The sequence below is a fragment of the Manganibacter manganicus genome (assembly GCF_002075885.1).
Classification (GTDB): Bacteria; Pseudomonadota; Alphaproteobacteria; order Rhizobiales; family Rhizobiaceae; genus Mesorhizobium; species Mesorhizobium manganicum.
This window is the reverse complement of sequence record NZ_MDET01000012.1, coordinates 160,184-180,966: the sequence shown is the minus strand read 5'-3', so window position 1 is coordinate 180,966 and position 20,783 is coordinate 160,184. Positions and strand designations below refer to the sequence as shown.

Genomic DNA, 20,783 nt, shown 5'->3' with positions numbered 1-20,783 from the left:
GTTCAGGTGAACGCATGAAGATGCTCTACCTCTTTCACCGGAAGCCTGACCTCTTTCGGGCTCAATATCGCGTTGCGTCGTCATCTCGCTTCACCTGCGGCGAGATACCTTGTTTTATTCGGCCTTGGCGTCGGCCGCGAAGGCATGGCCGAACAGGCCGCCCAAGCCGCGTGTCACGCCGGTATCGACCGTCACCGTCGCGCTCATACCTGCGCGGAGTGCGAGTGCCGCATCCTTGTCGGTGATTTTCACCCGGACCGGAATACGTTGCGTGACCTTGACCCAGTTCCCGGTTGCGTTCTGGGCCGGCAACAATGAAAACTCAGCGCCCGTACCGGCGCCTACCGCCTGGACGGTGGCTTCGAATGTCTTGCCCGGATATGTATCGAGCACCACTTCGGCCTTCTGGCCGGGCTTCATATTGGTAAGCTGGGTTTCCTTGAAATTGGCGTCGACCCATATGTCGTCGGTTTCCACCAGAGAGAACAGCGGCGTGCCGACGCTGACATATTGACCGACCTTGAAGGAGGCAGCCTGGTAGATGACGCCATCGGCCGGCGCGAAAACCTTGGTCTGCGCCAGATTGTAGGCAGCCCTGTCGCGCGCGGCCAGAGCAGCCAGCACTTCGGGATGCTTGTCCGTCTGAATATCGGGATTGCCGTCGAGAGCGGCCTTGGCGCTAACCACCCCCTGCCCGGCCACGGCGACTTCCTGGTGCGCCTTGTCGAGGTTATTGCGCGCCTCATCAAGCGATGATTGAGTGCTGATGCCTTTCGCCGTCAGATCCTTGGTGCGGTCGAACTCGCTTTGCTGGTAGGCCAGATTGCTGGCTGAAAGCCGCTGCTGGGCAAGGGCCGTCGTATAGGCCGCACGCAATTGCTCGACCTTCAACCGCGCCTGAGCCACGGCGGCATCGGCCTGCTCCAAAGCGATTTGGTAAGGCTGGGGATCGATGGTGAAGAGAACATCACCCTTCTTGACTGGCATGTTGTCGGCAACATTGACGGCAACGATCCGCCCGGCCTCGTCGGCGGCGATCGAAACCCTGGCCTGCTGGAGATTGGCGTTTTCGGTTTCCTGGTAACGACCGCCGGTGATCCAGAAATAACCGCCGCCAACCACAAGCGCCAACGGCAAAGCCACCATAAGAATAAAGCGGAGGCCCCGCTTTCTCTTCTTCTTGGGCTGAGGCGATTCAGTTTCGACGGAAGGCACCACAGCAACCGGAGGATTGGCGTTCTCCATCTCCAGCTTCTCAGCCCGTTCCTCGCTCACTTTGGATACTGCGTTCATAATTATGCACTTTCCAGCGTATCGTTTTTGGCATCGGTGGCACGCCCTGACCCACAGGGAAGTTCCCCCGATGCATTGGTGCCATCGCACAATGAAAGATTTTCAATGAGCGCTTCCAGTCCCTTCACCAAAGCCTGCCGTGTCTCTTCAGGCAATCCATCAAGAGCTTCGTCGCTTACCTGGCGAGCCACGGCCTTCAATTCCGCATAGGCATCGCGGCCCTTTTTCGTCGTGAAGATCACACGAACGCGACGATCAGTGGCGTCGGAGCGGCGCTCGATCCAACCGTTTTGAACCATGCGATCAATCAGGCGGGAGACGCTGATCGGCTCGATCTCAAGCAGTTCGGCCAATCGTGCCTGTGTGACCCCTTCTTCCTTCGCGACCCAGAACAACAGGCGCCACTGCGAACTCGACATGCCAAGTCCAAGGCCATCGGCGCGCCGCTCGAAGCTCTTGCGCACCAAGCGGCCTGCCGCGTGGACCAGAAATCCCAATGTTTGCTGACGATCAGAATTCATGAGCGGCATATATAATAAGCATGCTCATGATTCAATCCGCAGTCAGATTCTATAATATGGTGATTTTGCATGGCAGCCATGTGATTTCGTTCTATCGTTAACGGTCTCCTGACATGGCTGTGTAGAAAAATTCGTAGCCTGCTGGCCGCCAATCCTTGACTTCAAACATGGCGGCCACTAGATCACGGCGGCGTTGGCACTCATCTATATCGAGTGCTAATGCCGATCCGGGGGAGCCGGATAGAGGAAATCCTTTCTCATCATTTCATCTGAGGAAAACAAATGGCAAAGTCGAAGTTCCGCCCGCTTCATGACCGTGTGGTCGTTCGCCGGGTCGAATCCGAGGAAAAGACCGCCGGCGGGATCATCATCCCCGATACGGCCAAGGAGAAGCCGCAGGAAGGCGAAATCATCGCCGTTGGTTCTGGCGCCCGCGACGAGGCTGGCAAGCTGGTTCCCTTGGACGTCAAGGCCGGCGACCGCGTCCTGTTCGGCAAGTGGTCGGGCACCGAAGTCAAGCTCAATGGCGAAGACCTTCTGATCATGAAGGAATCCGACATCATGGGCATCATCGGCTAAAGCACGATCCCGAACCGGGTGCAGCGAAGAGTTGCAGACCTTTCGGACAAGATCACGCTCGATCAATCGCCGTTTCCACCCGCACCATCAACTGAATTTCGGGCTGAAGGCCCAGGAGCACAATAATGGCTGCTAAAGACGTAAAGTTTTCCCGTGATGCCCGCGAGCGCATGCTGCGCGGCGTCAATATCCTCGCCGACGCGGTGAAGGTCACACTCGGCCCGAAGGGCCGCAACGTCGTCATCGACAAGTCGTTCGGCGCCCCGCGCATCACTAAGGACGGCGTCACCGTTGCCAAGGAAATCGAGCTTGAAGACAAGTTCGAGAACATGGGCGCACAGATGGTCCGCGAAGTCGCTTCCAAGACCAACGACAAGGCCGGCGACGGCACCACGACCGCAACCGTTCTCGCCCATGCGATCATTCAGGAAGGCCACAAATACGTTGCCGCCGGCATCAATCCGATGGACCTGAAGCGCGGCATTGACATGGCTGTCAGCGACGTCGTCGCCCAGCTGGTCAAGTCGGCCAAGAAGATCAAGACCTCGGAAGAAGTCGCCCAGGTCGGCACGATCTCGGCCAACGGCGAGACCGAAATCGGCGAGATGATCGCCAAGGCGATGCAGAAGGTGGGCAACGAGGGTGTCATCACCGTCGAGGAAGCCAAGACCGCCGAGACCGAGCTCGAGGTCGTCGAAGGCATGCAGTTCGACCGTGGCTACCTGTCGCCTTACTTCGTCACCAATCCCGACAAGATGATCGCTGATCTGGAGGACGCCTACATCCTCCTGCACGAAAAGAAGCTCTCCAACCTGCAGGCAATGCTGCCGGTTCTGGAAGCCGTCGTGCAGACCTCCAAGCCGCTCGTCATCATCTCGGAAGACGTCGAAGGCGAGGCACTTGCCACGCTGGTCGTCAACAAGCTGCGTGGTGGCCTGAAGATCGCTGCCGTCAAGGCGCCGGGCTTCGGTGATCGCCGCAAGGCCATGCTGGAAGACATTGCCATCCTCACGGGCGGCCAGGTCATTTCCGAAGACCTCGGCATCAAGCTCGAGAATGTCAGCCTCAACATGCTCGGCCGCGCCAAGAAGGTGTCGATCTCCAAGGAGAACACCACCATCGTCGACGGTGCCGGCAAGAAGGGCGAGATCCAGGGCCGTGTTGCCCAGATCAAGCAGCAGATCGAGGAAACCACCTCGGACTATGACAAGGAGAAGCTGCAGGAACGTCTCGCCAAGCTGGCGGGCGGCGTTGCGGTCATCCGCGTCGGTGGCTCGACCGAAGTGGAAGTGAAGGAAAAGAAGGACCGCGTTGACGACGCGCTCAACGCGACCCGCGCTGCCGTCGAAGAAGGCATTGTGGCTGGCGGTGGCGTCGCGCTCCTGCGCGCTTCCAGCGCTATCAAGGCCACCGGCGCCAATGCCGACCAGACGGCCGGCATCGCCATCGTTCGCAAGGCCCTGCAGGCTCCGGCCCGTCAGATCGCCACGAACGCCGGTGAGGAAGCCTCGATCGTCGTCGGCAAGATCCTCGACAACAAGGGCGTTTCCTTCGGCTACAACGCGGCCAAGGATGAGTATGGCGACCTGATCGCACTCGGCATCGTCGACCCGGTCAAGGTGGTTCGCACGGCACTTCAGGACGCGGCTTCGGTCGCCGGCCTGCTCGTCACCACCGAAGCCATGATCGCCGACGCTCCGAAGAAGGACAGCGGCGGTGCCGGCGGTATGCCTGGTGGCATGCCCGGCGGCATGGGCGGCATGGGCGGCATGGATTTCTAAGGAAATCCACCCGCAACCCAATATGAAAGGGCGGCTCTCGGGCCGCCCTTTCTTCATTCCGGTTCGGCTATGATCTCCCCTGTCAGCAGCGCAATCTCAAACCGCAACAGGCAGGCCTGCATAAAGGTCGAGAACACTGACACAAGCGGACGCAGCCTCCCGACCCTTCGTGTCGAAATGCTGTAGGAAAAATGCGCGATGCGCGGGCGTCTCCTGAAAATTGTGCGGCGTCAGTACCACCGAAAGCACCGGGATGCCGGTTTCCAACTGCACCTGCATCAAGGCTGAGACAACTGTCTGGGCGACGAACTCATGCCTGTAAATTCCGCCATCGACTACAAAGGCCGCGCCAACGATTGCTGCATAATTACCGCTGAGTGCCAGTTTCCTGGCAAGAAGCGGAATCTCGAAAGCACCGGGCACGTCGAACACATCAATCGGCGCGCCCGCATCTGAGCGCTCATCCATGGCGTCGAGAAAGCCTTTGCGTGCCTCGTCAACAATATCGGCGTGCCAGCGCGCCTGAATGAAGGCGATTCTGGCGGGTGTAATCTTTCTATCTATCTGATTCATGGCCATCTCCTGTTCTGCAAGCAACCAGAATCAGGGCGCCGAAACGACCGCAAAGGCTTGCAATCAGCCCATTGCTGCCGTTCCGTTCTCTTCCATCCGGACTATGACCGTCGGCTCCGGAATCACACCGGATCTGCTGACCCTTTCCGGAAAACCGAAAAGGCGCTCGCGGGCTTAAGCTTTTGCTCTTACCGCCGGTGGGGACTTCCACCCCGCCCTGAGAACGTGTCCGACTGGAGGCCGAACGGCGGCATATTGCTCATATCCGCCGCCATTGTCCATCGCCCGAGGCGACCTGTCCCTACAAATCGCCTGAACTGGCCTGCATGTTGTTGCTTCTTATGCGGAATGCGGTGGCGGCCATTCTGAACCGATTTGCATCGACGCCAACGTCATTCTTTCCTTGAAGCCGACTGTGCAACACGTTAGGCCGTCCCCATATTAAGCGAATGCGGAGCGCAGCCGTGAGCACCACGCAAACCAGAACCGAAACCGATACATTCGGCCCGATCGAGGTCGCATCAGATCGCTACTGGGGTGCGCAGGCACAACGCTCGCTGGGCAATTTCAAGATCGGATGGGAAAAGCAGCCGGCGGCAATCGTGCGGGCGCTCGGCATCGTCAAGCGCGCGGCGGCCGAAGTGAATATGGAACTTGGCAGGCTGGATCCAGAACTTGGCAAGGCCATTGTCGAGGCGGCGCAGGAAGTGATCGACGGAAAACTCAACGATCATTTTCCACTGGCTGTGTGGCAGACCGGTTCAGGCACGCAATCAAACATGAATGCCAATGAGGTCGTCTCCAACCGCGCGATCGAACTGCTCGGCGGTGTGATGGGCTCCAAGAAGCCGGTTCATCCCAACGACCACGTCAATATGAGCCAATCGTCCAACGATACCTATCCAACAGCCATGCACATTGCCTGTGCCGAACAGATCATCCATCATCTGCTGCCGGCGCTGAAACATCTGCATGCCGCTCTCGATGCCAAGGCCAAGGCGTTCGACCATATCGTCAAGATCGGCCGCACGCACACGCAGGATGCAACGCCGCTGACCCTCGGCCAGGAATTTTCCGGTTATGCCGCGCAGGTCGCGTCCTCGATCAAGCGCGTTGAACTCACATTGCCGGGCCTGTGCGAACTGGCGCAGGGCGGCACCGCCGTCGGCACCGGCCTCAACGCGCCTCTCGGTTTTGCCGAGAAGGTGGCGAAGCAGATCGCAACGACCACCGGTATCGATTTCGTCACCGCGCCAAACAAGTTCGAGGCGCTGGCAGCGCATGATTCCATGGTGTTCTCGCATGGCGCCATCAACGCCGCCGCAGCAGCCCTGTTCAAGATCGCCAACGATATCCGCTTCCTCGGCTCCGGCCCGCGCTCCGGCCTCGGCGAGTTGGCGTTGCCGGAAAACGAGCCCGGTTCCTCGATCATGCCGGGCAAAGTCAACCCGACCCAGTGCGAGGCGCTGACACAGGTTTGCGTGCAGGTGTTCGGCAATCACGCAGCGCTGACCTTCGCGGGCAGCCAGGGCCATTTCGAACTCAACGTCTATAATCCGCTGATGGCCTATAACTTCCTGCAATCCGTGCAATTGCTCGGCGATGCCGCCGTTTCCTTCACAGACAATTGCGTGGCCGGTATCGAGGCGCGGGAAGATAACATCAAGGCCGCGCTTGAACGCTCTCTGATGCTGGTCACGGCGCTGGCGCCGACGATCGGCTATGACGCCGCCGCCAAGATCGCCAAGACGGCGCACAAGAATGGAACGACATTGCGCGAAGAAGCCTTGGCGACCGGATTGGTCAGCGAAGCGGACTATGACCGGCTGGTTCGCCCCGCCGAGATGACACACCCCGGATAGCCCTAGATCCTTCATTTCAGTGAACGATGTGTCGTCGACATGGCGTATTTAGTGAACGACACTTTTGGTGTATTGGGAACTCAATTCAACATTCAAAGAGAGATCCCATGTCCACCTCCGATTCGGTTGCCGGTTCCGGTACCGCCGCCAGTGCTCCGGTTGTCGTTCTGGCCGGGCGCGTGCTGCTTTCCATCCTGTTCATCCTGGCCGGCTTCGGCAAACTGACGTCGATTGCCGGAACTGCCACGTTCTTTGGCAGTATCGGCCTGCCGATGCCGACTGTGACCGCAATTGTGGTCGGCCTTGTCGAATTCCTCGGCGGCCTTGCCATCCTCGTCGGCTTCAAGACTCGCATAGCAGCCGTTGTGCTGGCAATCTTCGTACTTGGCGCGACTGCCGTTGCTCACCTTGATTTCTCTCAGCCTGGCAACGCGCTGATGCTACAGAAAAATCTCGGCCTGATCGGCGCATTTCTGTTTCTGGCTGTGCTGGGTGCCGGGCGATTTTCCATCGATGCCCGTCGCGGCTGAAATCACGAATTTCAACTTTGAAGGAGGGCGTGGTTCACACCGCGCCCTTTTTGTTTTCGGCGGATTATCGCTATTTGACGGCGATACTCGGACCGTCTTCCACGGCTAGAATCAATTTGCGTGCCGCGACTTTCGCCAATTGCGCCAACCTGCCCGCCGGTCGTTCGCCATAGAGGCCGGCAAGTTCCGCCGGTAGCACGAGCGCCAGAGTTCCATTGTCCCGCTCCTCCCATTTCAAGCGCGGGATAACACCTGGCATTGCAGCGGAAAGCACATAGACGACACGCATGGCGGCGGCGAGCAGGCGCGCGCGCTCCAGATAGCGGGGCGTTGCAAGCGTCATCAACTCCGCTGCCGATTCGTTGAACACGCCTTCATGTCGAAAAAGATTGGTGAGCGCCAGGAATGCCCTGCCCGGATGATCGACGCCGATGAAAGCCGCATGAGCGATGATGTTAAGCGACTGCTTGCCGCGATATTCGGGATGAGCGCGCCAGCCGATGTCGGCCAGCAGACAGGCGGCGCGGCGATAGCGCGCTTCGTCCTCCGTCTCATCGAGATTGAATGCGGAAAATGTGCTTCCGGTCCAGTCTGCCAGTTCGTGGGCGTGGGCGGTGGAGCGCGCACGTAGCAATGCGAGTTCCTCGCAGGCCGAAATCAACGGATCGGCCTTGCGCTCGTCCTCGTCGAGCAGTGAGTAAAGGAAGCCCTCGCGCACGCCGAGCGCCGAAACGAGGATGTGTTTCGGATTCAGGCGGGCGACAATCTCTTCCATGACAATGGCACCATAGGGCAGGAGCGAGCGTCGTGCCTTCGAGACACCTTCTATCCCTCGCACCTTGTCGATGTCGCCCTTGGCAACCTGCTTCAGAAAGCCCCCGATACTTTCCACCGCGATCTCATAATGATGCATGACGCCGAGTGGATAGGCCGTGCTTTCCATGTGCAACCGGGCAAGATTTCGCCAGGTTCCACCAACGGCGTAGAAGGTGCCGCCCTGCCCTTCATTCAGAATCCGGGCACGCGCAAGTTCCTCGCGTGCAATGCGTCTTGCCTTGGAAAGCGAATTTTTAGCCATGTCCTGAAGGCGCAACCCGCCAAGCGGCAAGGTGATGCCATCGCCAACCGTTTCGCGATCGACACCGACGAGTTCCAGGCTGCCGCCGCCGAGATCTCCGGCAATGCCGGCTGCGTGATGAAAACCGGAAATGATCCCAAGCGCCGAATAACGAGCCTCTTCGCGCCCCGACAAGACCCGGATTGGTGTTCCAAGCACCTGTTCGGCGCGACGGATGAAATCCGGCCCGTTTACCGCCTCGCGCGCGGCGGAGGTGGCCAGGACATGCATGGTATCAGCGCCGGACTGCTCCGACAGGCTGCGGAACCGTCGGAACTCGTCCATGGAGCGCGCGACAGCCTCGGGGTCAAGCTTCCCGGTAGAAGCAATGCCGCGGCCAAGGCCGGCCAGCATCTTTTCGTTGAACAAAAGCGTCGGCGAGCGTGCCAACCCCTCATAGACAACGAGGCGGATGGAATTGGAGCCGATATCGACGATGGAGATGGGCCGGCGATCTTGCAACCGCCCCTGCGAGCCAGCGAGCATCAGCCCTTCGCTGCTTCGATTTTCTTGCGGCGCTTGAACTGCGCGATGCGTTTCGGCGCATGTGATTTCAGCGCATCGCCCCGTCCAGACAGGCTCGGATTGGTCATGAAGTATTCCTGTGCGTTGAACGGCTCCTCGCCCTCCTCCAGCGCCACGCGCCGGGAAGTGCCATCCGCCAATACTTCGAAACTCTGCTGGTTGTCCATGATGTTGCCGAGCATGATCTGTCCGAGGATCTGTTCATGCACCGTCGGATTGGTGATCGGCACCATCGCTTCGACACGCCGGTCGAGGTTACGCGGCATCAGGTCAGCCGAGCTGATATAGACGATGGCGTCATCCGAAGGCAGGCCATGACCGTTGCCGAAGCAATATATGCGGCTGTGCTCTAGGAAGCGGCCGACAATCGATTTCACGCGGATGTTCTCCGATAGACCCGGAACCTGCGGCCGCAGACAGCAGATGCCGCGGACTACGAGGTCGATTTCGACGCCAGCGCGGCTAGCTTCATAAAGTGCGTCGATGATGATGGGATCGACCAGAGCGTTCATCTTCATCCAGATTCGCGCCGGCCGACTGGCACGAGCGTGCTCGATTTCCTCCGTGATGTGGCCAAGGATGCGGCTACGCAGCGTATAGGGTGACAGTGCTATGCACATCTCTTCGGTCGGCTCGGCATAGCCGGTGATGAAATTGAAGATTTGCGCCACGTCGCGGGCGATGCGAGCGTCGGTCGTGAAGAAGGACAAATCCGTATAGATACGCGCCGTGATCGGATGGTAATTGCCTGTGCCCAGGTGCACGTAATTGCGCAACCGGCCATCCTCGCGCCGTACCACCAGTGACATCTTGGCGTGTGTCTTCAATTCGAGGAAACCGAACACCACCTGCACGCCGGCGCGTTCGAGATCGCGCGCCCAGCGGATGTTTGCCTCTTCATCAAAGCGGGCCTTGAGTTCGACCAGCGCCGTCACGGATTTGCCGGCCTCTGCGGCATCAATCAGCGCGCGCACGATCGGGCTGTCGTTCGAGGTGCGGTAGAGTGTCTGCTTGATCGCCACCACTTCCGGGTCGGCGGCGGCCTGACGAAGGAACTGCACCACGACGTCGAAGGATTCATATGGATGGTGGACGACGATGTCCTTCTCACGGATGGCCGCGAAGCAATCCCCGCCATGCTCGCGGATGCGCTCGGGAAAGCGAGGATTATAGGGGATGAACTTGAGATCGTCGCGCGGCACCGCGACGATTTCGGAGATCTGGCTGAGCGCCAACGGGCCGCTGAGGATACTGATACGGTTGGCCGGCACACCAAGTTCGCCAGCGACGAACTCGCGCAATTCTTCCGGCATGCGATGGTCGAATTCGATGCGAATGACGGAGCCGCGCCGCCTTCGCTTCAACGCCGTCTCGAACAGGCGTACGAGGTCTTCCGATTCCTCCTCGACCTCGATGTCGCTGTCGCGGATGATCTGGAACGTGCCGGAACCCTTGACCTCGTAACCCGGAAACAATTTGCCGATATAGAGCCCGACCGCCTCCTCCAGCGGAATAAAGCGCACATGGTTCTTGCGGTCAGGCAGGCGGATGAAGCGCCGCAATGCCGGCGGCAGGCGTAATAGCGCGCTCATCGCTTCACCATCCTTGCGATGGCGCAATTGCAGCGCCATCGAGAAGCCGAGATTGGGAATGAACGGAAACGGATGCGCTGGATCGATGGACAGCGGCGTCAACACCGGAAAGACCTGCTCCTGGAAATGATCTTCCAGCCAGATCCTTTCCTCCTTGGTCAAATGCGCGCCGTCGATCGTTTCGATACCTTGCTTGTTGAGCAACAGCATCAATTCGGAAAGGATCCTCTGCTGATCTTCCTGCAGGCGCTCGACCTCATGCAGAATCTGGTCGAGCTGCTGCTCCGGGGTGCGCCCGTCGGGGCTCCTGAGCGTGATGCCCTGGCGGACCTGACCGGCCAGGCCAGCCACGCGGACCATGAAGAACTCGTCCAGATTGGCGGCCGAGATCGACAGGAAACGTACGCGCTCCAGAAGCGGATGACGGTCGTTGCGCGCTTCTTCCAGAACCCGCCGGTTGAACTGCAACCAGGAAAATTCGCGATTCACAAAGCGGTCGGGGTTGCCCTGGGCCAGCGCGGCCTCGGCATCGATGAATTCCGTCTTTACCGGCTTCAACTCGCTCATCGTGATCCTGTCTCCAGCACAAACCGCCGGTTATCCGGCTCAATTTAGCCTGTTGCATGGTTTTACGACAGTTTGATTTCAACGTTCTTGCCAAGACGTCACTTATGATCCAAACGCTGCATAACGGATCGGATTGCGACAGGAGACAATGATGGCCGGCGGTTCCATTCCCCATTTCCAGAACGATGCAGGGCATGCGTCGATCGAGATCGGCGTGAAAGAATTCATGTGCGTGGGCGCCAGTTGGCCGCAGGATCATCCACACGTCTATATCGACATGGGCGAGGACGACGAGACGGTCTGCCCCTATTGCTCGACGCTCTATCGCTATTCGCCCAAGCTGAAGGCGACTGAAACCGTTCCGGCCGGTTGCCTGTTCGTTGAACGCGCCGCCTGAGCGCGCATTCTCCAATGCCGGCCAATGAAACCCGATCCGTCATAATCGCCGGGGCGGGTATAGCCGGACTGACCGCCGCCCTGGCGTTTTCCCGGCGCGGCTTTTCGGTTCATTTGTTCGAACAGGCCTCACACATCGAGTCGTCAGGTGCAGGCATTCAACTTTCACCGAATGCGACCCGCATCCTCGACCGCCTCGGTGTTCTCTCGCCCCTTCGCGCCAAGGCAATTCAACCGCAGGCCGTCGTGCTCAAGGACGCTACGACGCTCCGCGAACTGGCAAAGGTTCCGCTGGGAGAAGCCGCCGAAATGCGCTGGCACGCGCCCTATCTGGTTATTCATCGCGCCGATCTGCAACAGGCTTTGATGGCAGCCGCGCTCGACGCCCCGAATATTGAACTGACTACCGGCACACCTGTCCGCGATATCATTGCCGGGCCTGAAAGCGTCGCGGTGCTTGCGGGAGATAAAGCAGGCAAGCCGGTTTCCGGATCACTCTTGATTGGCGCAGACGGCGTATGGTCCACCGTCCGCGGCCTTTGCCGCAACCATGCGGACAGTCGGTTCACCGACGAACTGGCATGGCGAGCCACGATTCGCGCAGACAGCGCCGCTGGTGCCGCTTTCTTCCAGATCGGTGCGATGCATTGCGTGACCGCTTTCCTGAATGGCGGCTTCCATCTTGTCGCCTATCCGATCTCGGCGGGCGCAGAGATCAGTCTGGTCGCGTTCACGCCCGGAGAGCGCATCGCCGATGGACCGTCCGGCAAGGCGGAACCTTCCATTCTGGAGCGCGCCTTGCGGCGCGCAGCGCCCTCGCTCGTTGATTTGATAAAGACGGCTGGCCCGTGGTCCACATGGCCGCTCCACACCGTCGATGCAAAAGCAGCCTGGACGGCATCCAATATTGCGCTCATCGGCGATGCGGCACATGCAATGACACCGTTTGCCGCGCAGGGGGCCGCCATGGCAATCGAGGACGCGGAAACAATCGCCAACTTCGTCTCAAGCCGGCCGGGCGATCTTCCCGCCGCGCTTCAGGAATGGGAATCGGTACGCCGACAACGCGTGTTGCGCGTGATCCGGCGCGGTGCACTGAACCGGTTGGCATGGCATGCGGCCGGCCCGGTGGCGCTTGCCCGCAATCTGTTTCTGAAAAGCCGCTCCGCCGAAAATCTCGTCGCCGATCTCGACTGGCTCTATGGTTGGGGTGCGTCGGAAAACTGAGTTATGTTCATGGTTTCTCTCTGTTTCTTTCCGTAACGCATTGTAACTTCGAGATTTCCGAGGAGACAAGGTATGGATAAATTCACTGGAGGATGCCTATGCGGCAACGTTCGACTCGTCGCGACGGGCCGGCCATACCGGGTCGGCATTTGCCACTGCCTCGACTGTCGCAAGCATCATGGGGCGCTCTTCCACGCCTCCGCGATATTCCCCACTGGCGCAGTGAAGATCAACGGCGAAACGCGCGAATACGCCGGGCGATTTTTCTGCCCGAATTGCGGTTCTCCCGTTTTTGGGCGCACAAGCGACGAAATCGAGGTGAATCTGGGATCGCTGGATGCCCCGAACCAACTGACCCCAACTTACGAACTCTGGACTACCCGTCGCGAATCCTGGTTGCCGCCGTTTCCCCTCAAGAGGCGATATGAGCATGATCGCAACGCCATAAGCCGCTTTGAGGAATAAATGCCAAACAAAGCCGGGCGTTTCCGGTCAGTGCAGGATCTGGCTGAGGAACAGCTTGGTGCGCTCATGGCGGGGATTGTCAAAAAACTCGCTCGGCGTGTTCTGCTCGACGATCTGGCCGGCATCCATGAAGATCACACGGTTCGCCACCTTGCGGGCAAAGCCCATCTCGTGCGTCACGCACAACATGGTCATGCCCTCCTCGGCAAGCCCGACCATGGTTTCCAGAACTTCCTTGATCATCTCCGGGTCGAGCGCGGACGTCGGCTCGTCGAACAGCATGATGCGCGGGTTCATGCACAGTGAACGGGCAATCGCCACACGCTGCTGCTGACCGCCGGAAAGCTGGCCGGGATATTTGTTGGCCTGCTCCGGGATCTTGACGCGCTCCAGAAAATGCATGGCCGCTTCCTCGGCCTGCTTTTTCGGAACCTTGCGCACCCAGATCGGCGCCAGCGTGCAGTTTTCCAGGATGGTCAGGTGCGGAAACAGGTTGAAGTGCTGGAACACCATGCCGACCTCGCGGCGTACCTCGTCGATCTTTTTCAGATCGTTGGTCAGTTCCTTGCCGTCAACGATGATCTTGCCCTTCTGGTGCTCTTCCAGCCGGTTGATACAGCGGATCATGGTCGACTTGCCGGACCCTGACGGGCCGCAGATGACAATGCGTTCGCCGCGCATCACCTTCAGGTTGATATCCTTCAGCACATGGAACTCGCCATACCATTTGTGCATGCCGATGATATCGATGGCCACATCCGTATCCGAGACGTGCATGCGCTTGGTATCGATGTCCAACTCGTCCGCGCGGACCGCGTTTTCGGTAGCCATGAACCGATTCCCCTTGTCTGTTTATCTACGACCGGTGTCGAGCCGGCGTTCCATGAACATTGAATAGCGCGACATGCCGAAGCAGAAAATCCAGAAGATCAATGCCGCGAATACGAGTCCGGAAATCGGCGTTTGCGGCGAAGCCCAGGTCGCATCCGAGAAGTTCTGCCGCACGACGCCAAGCAGGTCGAACATCGAAATAATGTAGACTAGGCTGGTATCCTTGAACATACCGATGAAGGTATTGACGATGCCGGGTATGACCAGTTTCAACGCCTGCGGCAGGATAATCAGGATCATTTTCTGCCAGTAGCCCAGGCCCAGCGAATCGGCTCCTTCATACTGTCCTTTCGGGATCGCCTGCAGGCCTCCACGCACGACTTCGGCCATATAGGCAGCCGCAAACAGCGACACGCCGATGAGCGCGCGCAGGAATTTGTCGAAGGTTACGCCCTCCGGCAAAAACAGGGGCAGCATGACGCTGGCCATGAACAGAACCGTGACCAGCGGCACGCCACGCACCGTCTCGATGAAGACGACGCAGGCCGTCTTGATCACCGGCATTTTGGAACGCCGCCCCAGCGCAAATATGATGCCGAGCGGCAGAGATACCACAATACCGACATAAGACAGCGCCAGCGTGACCAACAACCCACCCCAACGGGGCGTCTCGACATGCGGCAAGCCGAATACACCGCCGACCAAAAGGAAAAAGGCGACCACCGGAAATATCAGGAACAATAGAATTGCGTTGAGGCCCTTGCGCGGCACCCGTGGCATCGCCATCGGCACGATCAAAGCCACGAACAGGATTGCAACGAGAATCGGCCGCCAGCGCTGATCGATAGGGTAACGGCCGAACATGAATTGGCCGAACTTCGCCTGGACGAATGCCCAGCATGCGCCGGACCAGCCATCGGGCTGGACACCGCCTTGTGCCACCGTCGCGCAGACGCTGCGGTCCGGCCCGGTCCATTGTGCGTTGACCAGCGCCCATTCGATGAACGGCGGCAGGAGATAGGCGACGATCAGCAATCCTATTATGGTGAGCACAGTATCGCCGACGGAGGCAAACAAATTCCTGCGCAGCCAGGAGCCGAGGCCTCGTTCACCGCGTGGCGGCGCCTGAGCTATTACCATTTCTGCGCGCACAAAGGTAAGATCGTGTTCCTGCATGATCAACTTACCTTTCCACCAAGGCCATCTTGGCATTGAACCAATTCATGAAGGCTGAGGTCAAAAGGCTGATGCCGAGATAAACGATCATCCAGATCACTACGATTTCAATTGCCTGCCCGGTCTGGTTCAACACCGTTCCGCCCGTAGCCACGAGGTCGGGATAGCCGATGGCAATGGCAAGCGACGAATTCTTCGTCAGGTTCAGATATTGGCTGGTCAGTGGCGGAATGACGATCCGCATGGCCTGCGGCACGACCACAAGCCGCAATATCTGGGCGGGTCGCAGGCCAAGCGCCGCCGATGCTTCTGTTTGGCCCTTGCTGACCCCCAATATGCCGGCGCGAATGATCTCGGCAATGAAGGCCGCCGTATAGAAGGATAGCGCCAGATAAAGCGACATGAATTCCGGCTTCACCTGCAAGCCGCCGGAAAGATTGAAGATGGACTTCTTCGGCAAATCGAAGCTGACCGGAAAACCGCTGGCCGCGAATGCCAGCAGTGGCAGGCCGACGATGAGGGCGAGCGAAGTCCAGAACACCGGAAAGGTTTGTCCTGTGGCCATTTGGCGTTGGCGCGCACGCCGGGCCACGAACCACGCCATGGCGACGCCGACAACGAAAGCCACCAGGATCAGCCACGATCCCTCGCCCCAGATGGCATGAGGGAAATAAAAGCCGCGATTGTTGAGATAGGTGCTGAACGGCAGCTCAATACTGTCGCGCGGCATGGGCAGCACGGACAAGACGCCGAAATACCAGAAAAAGATAACCAGCAGCGGCGGGATGTTGCGAAACACCTCGATATAAATCGTGCAAAGTTTGCGGATCAGCCAGTTCCTGGACAATCGCCCGATGCCGACGAGGAACCCGATAACGGTTGCGGTGACGATACCGGTGGCGGCTACGATCAACGTGTTGAGAAAGCCGACCACCAGGGCGCGGCCATACGTCATGTCCGAATTGTATGCGATCGGAGTCTGGCTGATGTCGAAGCCAGCGCGGCTGTCGAGGAAACCGAAGCCCGACGCGATGTGCGAGCGATGAAGATTATCGATAACGTTGTTGACGATCCACCAGATGCCGCCGATCAGCAGAACGGCAACGAGAACCTGGAAGAACATTCCACGTATCTTCGGGTCGTTGATAAAGGAGCTGCGACTATTGTCCTCGCGAAGAATATCCTGCGATGCCATGTGATCGTCCCCTGACAGAAAAGCCGGGAAGCAGCGGATCTGCCTCCCGGATCATTCTTTCAATCAGCGGATCGGCATGCCGTATTGCAGACCTCCCTTGGTCCACAGCGCATTGAGGCCACGCGAAATCTTCAACGGGCTACCGGCACCGACATTGCGGTCGAAGATTTCGCCATAGTTGCCAACAGCCTTGATGATATTGACGGCCCAGTCATTGGTCAGACCGAGATCGGTGCCGATCTTGGTGTCAGTCTCGCCGCCCAGCATGCGCTTGATCTTCGGATTCGGCGAGTTCTTCATCTCGTCGACATTGGCCTGAGTGACACCGAGTTCCTCGGCATCGAGCAGGGCGTAATAGGTCCAGCGCACGATGTGGAACCACTGGTCGTCGCCCTGTCGCACCGCCGGGCCGAGCGGCTCCTTGGAGATGATCTCGGGAAGCACGACGTGGTCGTCAGGTGACTTCAGCGTCAGGCGAATGCCGTAGAGGCCCGACTGGTCGGTCGTGTAGACGTCGCAACGGCCCGAATCATAGGCTGCGTTCACCTCGGCCAGTTTCTCGAACACGACCGGATTGTATTCCATCTTGTTCGCCTTGAAATAATCGGCGAGGTTGAGTTCGGTGGTCGTGCCCGCCTGGACGCAAACGGCGGCGCCGGAAAGCTGGAGCGCCGAATTCACGCCAGGCAGCTTCTTGGCGTTGATCATGAAACCCTGGCCGTCGTAATAGGTCACGCCGGCGAAGTTCAGGCCAAGCGCCGTATCGCGGTTGATCGTCCAGGTCGTATTGCGGGAAAGCAGGTCGATTTCACCCGACTGCAAGGCGGTAAATCGCTCCTTGGCCGTCAACGGCGTGAACTTGACCTTGCTGCCGTCTCCAAACACCGCGGCGGCGACCGCACGGCAGAAATCAACGTCGAGGCCCTTCCATTCACCCTTGTCATCGGGTGCGGCGAAACCAGCCAGGCCCGTGTTGACACCGCATTGGATGAACCCCTTGGCCTTGACGTCGTCCAAAGTGTTCGCCGAAGCCACCGAGGCCATCAAGCCAAGCGCCGCCGCTCCCAGAACACCGATTGCAATATGTTTCATACCCACAGACCCTTTTTGTGTTGTCAGGCTTGAACCTGTTTTTCCTGTACGGGTGAAGTTGTCCAATTCCGGCCCATTTCCGGCAGCGCCGCATCGAACCGACGCGCGAACCATCTCCCCTTCACAAGTTTGCATCGAAGGCGATTATTTCCGTGAGGTCAAGAAAGAATGACCAAACTCAACGCGTTTACGACGAAGGACTATTGCACAGGAGTCGCGGCAGGGTTGAGATCCCGCGGTTACGTTCCATTACGCAATCATCTGAAATTGGCCCATGCGAAGGCGATTTCTGGCAGGTGTCCAGCGGTTGCACGATCCGCAGCCGCCTTTTATGCCTAGCGCTCGGAAAGAGAGTGATCCCATGGCAGAACAGAACAAGCAATTGGGCGTCAACACCCGCCTCATCCATTCAGGTTACGATCCGCGTGACTATTACGGATTCGTCAATCCGCCTGTGGTGCATGCCTCCACGGTGCTCTTTCCCGACGCCGCGACCATGGCCTCGCGAGGCCAGAAATACTCCTACGGCACGCGAGGAACGCCGACCACCGACGCGCTGACGGACGCGATCGACGCGCTCGAAGGATCTGCCGGCACGATTGCCGTTCCGTCCGGTCTTGCCGCCGTCACGGTGCCGCTGCTCGCCTTCGCGGCAGCCGGCGATCACATGCTGATTGTCGATTCGGTTTATCATCCAACGCGGCATTTCGCCGACACCATGCTCAAGCGAATGGGCGTCGAGGTCGAATATTACGACCCGCATGTCGGCGCGAGTATTGCAGACCTCATCAAGCCAAACACGCGCGTGGTCTTCACCGAATCGCCGGCTTCCAACACCTTCGAGGTGCAGGACATTCCGGCCATCGCCAAGGCCGCCCATGCAGCCGGCGCCATCGTGATGATGGACAATACCTGGGCTACGCCGCTCTATTTCCGTCCACTCGACCATGGCGTCGACATCTCGATCCACGCGGCGACGAAATACCCCGGCGGCCATTCCGACATACTGCTCGGCACCGTCTCAGCCAATGAAGCCTGCTGGCCGAAACTTCACGAAGCGTTCGTGACGCTCGGATGCTGCGCAGGGCCGGATGATGTCTATCAGGTCTTGCGTGGACTGCGCACCATGGGCGTACGGCTCGAACATCACCGCAAAAGCACGCTGGAGATAGCGGCATGGCTGGAAACGCAGAATGGCGTGGCCCGCGTGCTGCATCCGGCCCTGCCGAGCCACCCCGACCATGCCTTGTGGAAGCGGGATTTCTCCGGTTCCAGCGGCATTTTTTCAATCGTGCTGGCCGGCGGCGGCCAGAAGGAGGCGCACGCCTTCCTGGATACGCTGAAACTGTTCGGGCTGGGCTATTCCTGGGGCGGCTATGAAAGCCTGGCCGTTCACGTCTTCCTGGGCGACCGGGTGGTTGCCAAGGGACCGACCGAAGGGCCGGTCATTCGCCTTCAGATCGGCATGGAAGATGTCGAAGACCTGAAAGCCGACCTTGCCGCCGCACTTGCCGCCGCAGCTTTCTGATATTTTTCAGGCGCCGGAAGCGATATCGGCCGAAAACCGGAGCTCGCGCAATGGCCGCACCTTGGCGGTCGTCGCGGCATAGGTCGGGTGGGCCTTGAAGGCGGCCAGCGCCGCCTCATCCTTGAACTCCGCATAGACGACAACATCGATCCGGTCGCAGAGCGGATCGACCTTGCTGTTCAGCGCGACTTCGAACAGTTCCGAATGCGGGATTTCACCCAGGGCTAACAGGCCTTCGCGGACGACCTGTGCCTCGACCTCATGTTTGGCACTGAAGAAAACGATATGTCGAATCACTGCATTCTCCTTCGCCGCCCGGTTCGAGGAAGCGATATGGAGCGCCTTTTCAGGCAGTGAGGAAAATCCGTCAACCCGCAGCGATGTCGCGGCGCTGGTCTCCGCCTAGCCGGTGACGAGGCGCACGACCCCGTTTGCCTCCCGCACCGCCCGATCGAGATAGCGCCCCTGATTGTAGAGACCGTCCCAGATAACGAACAAGGCGATGATGCAGACGACGATAACGTATCGCATGGCAGGATTCGCGTTTCGGCCATGGCGATCATAGCATTGGCTTCGACCTTTTGGCAGCGGATCTGCCGGATAATTGCGTTCGATACGCCTTTGCATGTCGCCAAATGAATGGACGCCCTATCCTGTGAGGCTTAGGTTGGGTTGATTGATCGTGCAGAACGGGAGCGGAAGATGACTGGTAAAGACGACGAAGAAGGCACGGCGCAATACGCTTCCCCGCCCTGTTTCATGCACGAACTGGACCCTGCTTTCCAAGCACCGATCGCCGATTGGGCCGACGTACGGCGCTGGCGCAAGGCAGAACGCGAAAGGCTGATCGCCGCCCGTCTTGCCGTATCAGCCGATGAAAGAGCAGCCATGTCGGCGCGGATCGCCAAGGGGCTCGACGCCGTCATCGGCGACATTGACGGCCGTATGGTCAGTCTCTACTGGCCGTTCCGCGGCGAACCGGATTTGCGGCCGTGCATGGACGAGATCAATGCGCGCGGCGGCCGCACCGCCCTGCCCCTGGTGATCGAAAAAGGCCAGCCGCTGGTCTTCCGGGCCTACAAGCATGGCGACAAGCTGGTCAAAGGCGTGTGGAACATCCCCATTCCGGAAACCGGCGATCCGGTGTTTCCCGATATCGTGATCTCGCCCGTGGTGGGCATTGATCCAAACCGCTACCGCCTCGGCTATGGCGGCGGCTTCTACGATCGCACGCTGGCGGCGATGCCGTTCAAGCCGATGGTCATCGCCGTCGGCTATGAACTGCAACGAATCCCCACCATCTATCCGCAGGCTCATGACATTCCGATGGATCATCTGGTGACGGAAGCTTCGTAAGCGTCACGCCATTTCGGGCTTTAGACCCATTGCCGTGCGATCGATGATCTCGCGCAGTGCAAAGGAGGAATTGATCTTCGTCACATGCGGCATTGCCGACAGCCATTCCTTGTGAATGCGCTCGTAATCAGCCAGATCCTTGGCCGCGATGCGCAGAATGTAATCGTACTCCCCCGACATCAGATGGCACGAAAGCACGTTGGGGCAACGCTTGATCGCCGTTTCGAAATCCGAAAGCGTCTTTTCGAACTGCCCCGTCAGCGATATATGGACGATTGCCGTCATCTGATGGCCGAGCGCGGCATTCGACAAGCGCGCATGATAGCCCCTGATGGCGCCGGACTTCTCCAGATTATCCAGGCGGCGCGAACAGGCCGATTGCGATAGACCGACTTTTTCGGCCAAGGCCGCATTGGGCATGCGGCCATCTTTCTGCAACGCCTCTAAAATAGCGATATCGATCCTATCAAGCGCCAATTTTCACAATTCCTTCGAATAAAAGTAATTTCTGCGCAATTAATATCGATCTCTCCCCATTTCAACAAGCATCTTCGCAAACACATTCCGCCCGTTCCGT

The 20,783-nt window shown here is 59.0% G+C and carries 21 protein-coding genes and 1 riboswitch; of the genes, 9 read left to right on the top strand and 12 right to left on the bottom strand.

The window, feature by feature from the left end; genetic code table 11:
* Positions 1–114 precede the first annotated feature (114 nt).
* A complete protein-coding gene (locus tag BFN67_RS09745; protein WP_080919419.1) occupies positions 115–1,293 on the bottom strand; it encodes an HlyD family secretion protein in 1,179 nt (392 codons plus the stop codon).
* Positions 1,294–1,295: 2 nt separating this feature from the next.
* Entirely contained in the window at positions 1,296–1,814 is a 519-nt protein-coding gene (locus tag BFN67_RS09740; RefSeq protein ID WP_080919525.1) for a MarR family winged helix-turn-helix transcriptional regulator, read from the bottom strand.
* 282 nt (positions 1,815–2,096) lie between these two features.
* Here BFN67_RS09740 and groES point away from each other — a divergent pair, with 282 nt between their 5' ends.
* Together groES and groL are read left to right on the top strand one after the other, a co-directional pair.
* The gene (gene groES / locus BFN67_RS09735; RefSeq protein WP_080919418.1) at positions 2,097–2,393 is read left to right on the top strand and encodes a co-chaperone GroES; all 297 of its coding nucleotides are present in this window, start codon (positions 2,097–2,099) and stop codon (positions 2,391–2,393) included.
* 125 nt (positions 2,394–2,518) lie between these two features.
* Positions 2,519–4,174 (top strand): chaperonin GroEL, encoded by a 1,656-nt coding sequence (groL, locus tag BFN67_RS09730; protein WP_080919417.1) that lies wholly within the window; start codon positions 2,519–2,521, stop codon positions 4,172–4,174.
* 96 nt (positions 4,175–4,270) lie between these two features.
* Here the strand turns inward: groL and BFN67_RS09725 are convergent, their stop codons facing one another.
* Entirely contained in the window at positions 4,271–4,747 is a 477-nt protein-coding gene (locus BFN67_RS09725; protein WP_080919524.1) for a 6,7-dimethyl-8-ribityllumazine synthase, read from the bottom strand.
* An 80-nt stretch (positions 4,748–4,827) separates the two neighbouring features.
* A riboswitch (FMN riboswitch) is annotated at positions 4,828–4,976 on the bottom strand.
* Positions 4,977–5,211: 235 nt separating this feature from the next.
* On the opposite strand from BFN67_RS09725, the gene fumC reads away from it, so the two are divergent.
* On the top strand, positions 5,212–6,609 hold the full coding sequence (fumC, locus tag BFN67_RS09720) for a class II fumarate hydratase (RefSeq protein WP_080919523.1): 1,398 nt from the start codon (positions 5,212–5,214) through the stop codon (positions 6,607–6,609).
* Positions 6,610–6,716: 107 nt separating this feature from the next.
* On the top strand, positions 6,717–7,139 hold the full coding sequence (locus BFN67_RS09715) for a DoxX family protein (protein ID WP_080919416.1): 423 nt from the start codon (positions 6,717–6,719) through the stop codon (positions 7,137–7,139).
* A 70-nt stretch (positions 7,140–7,209) separates the two neighbouring features.
* Here the strand turns inward: BFN67_RS09715 and ppx are convergent, their stop codons facing one another.
* Positions 7,210–8,742, bottom strand: a complete 1,533-nt coding sequence (gene ppx, locus BFN67_RS09710; RefSeq protein WP_080919415.1) for an exopolyphosphatase — start codon at positions 8,740–8,742, stop codon at positions 7,210–7,212.
* On the bottom strand, positions 8,742–10,940 hold the full coding sequence (locus BFN67_RS09705; RefSeq protein ID WP_080919414.1) for an RNA degradosome polyphosphate kinase: 2,199 nt from the start codon (positions 10,938–10,940) through the stop codon (positions 8,742–8,744). The genes ppx and BFN67_RS09705 overlap by 1 nt, the downstream gene beginning before the upstream one ends.
* A gap of 151 nt (positions 10,941–11,091) precedes the next feature.
* On the opposite strand from BFN67_RS09705, the gene BFN67_RS09700 reads away from it, so the two are divergent.
* The 3 genes from BFN67_RS09700 to BFN67_RS09690 all read left to right on the top strand — a co-directional run bounded on the left by BFN67_RS09700 (position 11,092) and on the right by BFN67_RS09690 (position 13,028).
* On the top strand, positions 11,092–11,337 hold the full coding sequence (locus tag BFN67_RS09700; protein WP_080919522.1) for a zinc-finger domain-containing protein: 246 nt from the start codon (positions 11,092–11,094) through the stop codon (positions 11,335–11,337).
* Between the two features lie 14 nt (positions 11,338–11,351).
* Entirely contained in the window at positions 11,352–12,563 is a 1,212-nt protein-coding gene (locus BFN67_RS09695) for an FAD-dependent monooxygenase (RefSeq protein ID WP_080919413.1), read from the top strand.
* 72 nt (positions 12,564–12,635) lie between these two features.
* Positions 12,636–13,028: a GFA family protein gene (locus tag BFN67_RS09690; RefSeq protein ID WP_080919412.1), complete on the top strand. Its 393-nt coding sequence runs from the start codon at positions 12,636–12,638 to the stop codon at positions 13,026–13,028.
* A gap of 27 nt (positions 13,029–13,055) precedes the next feature.
* On the opposite strand, the gene BFN67_RS09685 is transcribed toward BFN67_RS09690, so the two are convergent.
* The 4 genes from BFN67_RS09685 to BFN67_RS09670 form a co-directional block, all read right to left on the bottom strand.
* Positions 13,056–13,859: an amino acid ABC transporter ATP-binding protein gene (locus BFN67_RS09685; protein WP_080919411.1), complete on the bottom strand. Its 804-nt coding sequence runs from the start codon at positions 13,857–13,859 to the stop codon at positions 13,056–13,058.
* Positions 13,860–13,880: 21 nt separating this feature from the next.
* Positions 13,881–15,035, bottom strand: a complete 1,155-nt coding sequence (locus tag BFN67_RS09680; protein WP_080919521.1) for an amino acid ABC transporter permease — start codon at positions 15,033–15,035, stop codon at positions 13,881–13,883.
* 7 nt (positions 15,036–15,042) lie between these two features.
* A complete protein-coding gene (locus BFN67_RS09675) occupies positions 15,043–16,230 on the bottom strand; it encodes an amino acid ABC transporter permease (RefSeq protein WP_080919410.1) in 1,188 nt (395 codons plus the stop codon).
* Positions 16,231–16,293: 63 nt separating this feature from the next.
* The gene (locus tag BFN67_RS09670) at positions 16,294–17,322 is read right to left on the bottom strand and encodes an amino acid ABC transporter substrate-binding protein (RefSeq protein ID WP_080919409.1); all 1,029 of its coding nucleotides are present in this window, start codon (positions 17,320–17,322) and stop codon (positions 16,294–16,296) included.
* 361 nt (positions 17,323–17,683) lie between these two features.
* Between BFN67_RS09670 and BFN67_RS09665 the strand changes: the two genes are divergently transcribed.
* The gene (locus BFN67_RS09665; protein WP_080919408.1) at positions 17,684–18,850 is read left to right on the top strand and encodes a cystathionine beta-lyase; all 1,167 of its coding nucleotides are present in this window, start codon (positions 17,684–17,686) and stop codon (positions 18,848–18,850) included.
* A 6-nt stretch (positions 18,851–18,856) separates the two neighbouring features.
* Here the strand turns inward: BFN67_RS09665 and BFN67_RS09660 are convergent, their stop codons facing one another.
* Positions 18,857–19,147 carry a Dabb family protein gene (locus BFN67_RS09660; protein WP_080919407.1) on the bottom strand — a complete coding sequence of 97 codons (291 nt, stop codon included), beginning with the start codon at positions 19,145–19,147 and terminating at the stop codon, positions 18,857–18,859.
* 105 nt (positions 19,148–19,252) lie between these two features.
* Positions 19,253–19,381, bottom strand: a complete 129-nt coding sequence (locus BFN67_RS25060) for a hypothetical protein (RefSeq protein WP_280951316.1) — start codon at positions 19,379–19,381, stop codon at positions 19,253–19,255.
* A 171-nt stretch (positions 19,382–19,552) separates the two neighbouring features.
* On the opposite strand from BFN67_RS25060, the gene BFN67_RS09650 reads away from it, so the two are divergent.
* Positions 19,553–20,206 (top strand): 5-formyltetrahydrofolate cyclo-ligase, encoded by a 654-nt coding sequence (locus BFN67_RS09650; protein WP_139789105.1) that lies wholly within the window; start codon positions 19,553–19,555, stop codon positions 20,204–20,206.
* Positions 20,207–20,209: 3 nt separating this feature from the next.
* Here the strand turns inward: BFN67_RS09650 and BFN67_RS09645 are convergent, their stop codons facing one another.
* A complete protein-coding gene (locus tag BFN67_RS09645) occupies positions 20,210–20,683 on the bottom strand; it encodes an Lrp/AsnC family transcriptional regulator (RefSeq protein WP_080919404.1) in 474 nt (157 codons plus the stop codon).
* Positions 20,684–20,783: the final 100 nt, after the last annotated feature.